Origin of the sequence: Sulfuricella sp. (assembly GCF_035531155.1) — a bacterium.
Lineage (GTDB): Bacteria > Pseudomonadota > Gammaproteobacteria > Burkholderiales > Sulfuricellaceae > Sulfuricella.
Genome location: NZ_DATKTK010000016.1, coordinates 1 through 2,216, shown reverse-complemented (window position 1 = coordinate 2,216; position 2,216 = coordinate 1). Strand labels below are relative to the sequence as shown.

Here is a 2,216-nt window from a genome sequence, read left to right as displayed (position 1 = left end):
CGGCGACAACGAGCGCAAGTTGCTGAACCTGCGTCGCCGCATGGCGCGCATCCGCGTCTTCGACCCGGCCTGCGGCTCGGGCAACTTCCTGGTCATTGCTTACAAGCAGATGCGCGAGATCGAGGCGGAAATCAACCGTCGTCGGGATGAGTCGAATCTCGGTAGTGAGATTCCGCTCACCAACTTCCGGGGGATCGAGCTGCGCGACTTTCCGGCGGAAATTGCACGGTTGGCGCTGATCATCGCCGAGTTCCAGTGTGACGTGCTGTATCGCGGGCAGAAGGACGCGCTGCAAGCATTTCTCCCGCTGGACACCGAGAACTGGATTCGTTGCGACAATGCACTGCGGCTGGATTGGCTGAGTGTGTGCCCATCCACAGGGATGGGAGTGAAGATGGTCGGTGATGACTTATTCAGCACGCCGCTCGATCAGACGGGAATCGACTTCGTGAACGAAGGTGGCGAGACGTATATCTGCGGCAATCCACCGTATTTGGGCTCCACTTGGCAAACGGACGAACAGAAGGCGGATTTGCAAGCCATCTTCGCCAAGCGCACGAAGAACTGGAAATCACTGGACTATGTGGCGGGCTGGTTTATGAAGGCTGCCGATTATGGCACCAAGACTAATGCCGCCGCCGCGTTCGTATCCACAAACTCCATCTGCCAGGGGCAGCAAGTGCCCATCCTCTGGCCGCTGGTTTTCAGCACGGGCAACAGGATTGCGTTTGCCCACGCCTCGTTCAAATGGGCCAATCTTGCCAGCCACAACGCGGGCGTGACCGTGGTGATCGTGGGCTTGTCATCGCAAACCAAATCTTTGCGCCGCCTGTATTCCGTTGCCGGTAATGGCAAAAATGATGTGATGGATGTGAAGGAGATAGAGCACATCAACGCCTACTTGGTACCGGGTGCCGATGTGATGGTGGAAAAACTTCCACGCCCTTTAGGCGGGCAGGCAGAAATGACCAAAGGCAATCAGCCTACGGATGGCGGCCATCTACTGCTCTCTCACGACGAAGTCCAAGCACTTGTTCTTACAGCAGATCAGTCAAGCAAATTTATCCGCAAAATATTGGGGTCTGCTGAGTTCATTCGCGGCCTTGAACGGTACTGTATTTGGGCTAGAGATGAGGATGCAGTTGAGATCAGCTCCATCGCATCCATTGCGGAAAGGCTTCAAGCTGTAAAGAAAATGCGCTTGGACAGTACCAAGGCCGCAACGGTAACGCTTGCAAACGTACCTCACAGATTCGGAGAAATTCGCCAGTCTGGTGGTGAGACTGTAATGATTGTTCCCAGCGTTTCTTCTGAGTCACGAGACTACTTGCCTGTTGGTTATATGGAACCTGGGGCCATTGTTAGCAACCTTGCCTTCGCCCTCTACGACGCCCCCCTCTGGAACATGGCCCTCATCGCTTCCCGCCTGCATCTGGTCTGGATTGCAACGGTCTGCGGAAAGATGAAAACAGACTTTCGCTACTCCAACACCCTCGGCTGGAACACCTTCCCCGTCCCCCTGCTCACCGAGCAGAACAAAGCCGACCTGACCGCCTGCGCGGAAAACATCCTGCTGGCGCGCGAGGCGCATTTCCCCGCCACCATCGCCGACCTGTACGATCCGGACAATATGCCGGAGAACCTGCGCCACGCCCACGAGCGCAACGACGAGGTGCTGGAGCGCATCTACATCGGTCGCCGCTTCAGGAACGATACCGAGCGGCTGGAAAAACTGTTTGAGCTGTATACGAAAATGACGGCGGCAGCGGCCAAAGCCAAGCCTGCTGCCAAAGCAACCAGGGGGAAAGCCAATTGAGCGAGCAACGCACACTGGCCCTGATCGACGAACTGCGGCAGCTTCCGGCAGAGACCTCGTGGGTGGAGTTCAAGGAGAACAATGCTGATGCGCAGATGATCGGCAAGCTGATCTCGGCACTGTCCAATGCAGCGCGGCTGGCCGATCAGCCGTTTGCCTATGTGCTGTGGGGCGTGCGTGATGGCGATCACGCTGCCGTCAGCACCACGTTCGAGCCTTCCGGTCAGTTGCAGCAAGGCCAGCCGCTGGATATGTGGTTGGCGCAGCGCCTGCAACCGGCCATTGCTTTCAACTTCAAGCTTGTCGATTACCACGGCATACGGCTGGTCATGCTGGAGATTCCGGCAGCCGCCAGCAGTCCGGTGGAATTTGAGCGGCAGGCTTTTATCCGCATCGGCAG

The 2,216-nt window shown here is 57.1% G+C and carries 2 protein-coding genes; both read left to right on the top strand.

Features of this window, described 5'->3' with window-relative positions:
- A partial coding sequence (locus VMV64_RS03745) for a class I SAM-dependent DNA methyltransferase (RefSeq protein ID WP_325328615.1) occupies nt 1–1,816 on the top strand: 1,816 nt, incomplete at its 5' end.
- A partial coding sequence (locus VMV64_RS03740) for an ATP-binding protein (RefSeq protein ID WP_325328614.1) occupies nt 1,813–2,216 on the top strand: 404 nt, incomplete at its 3' end. The genes VMV64_RS03745 and VMV64_RS03740, both read left to right, overlap by 4 nt.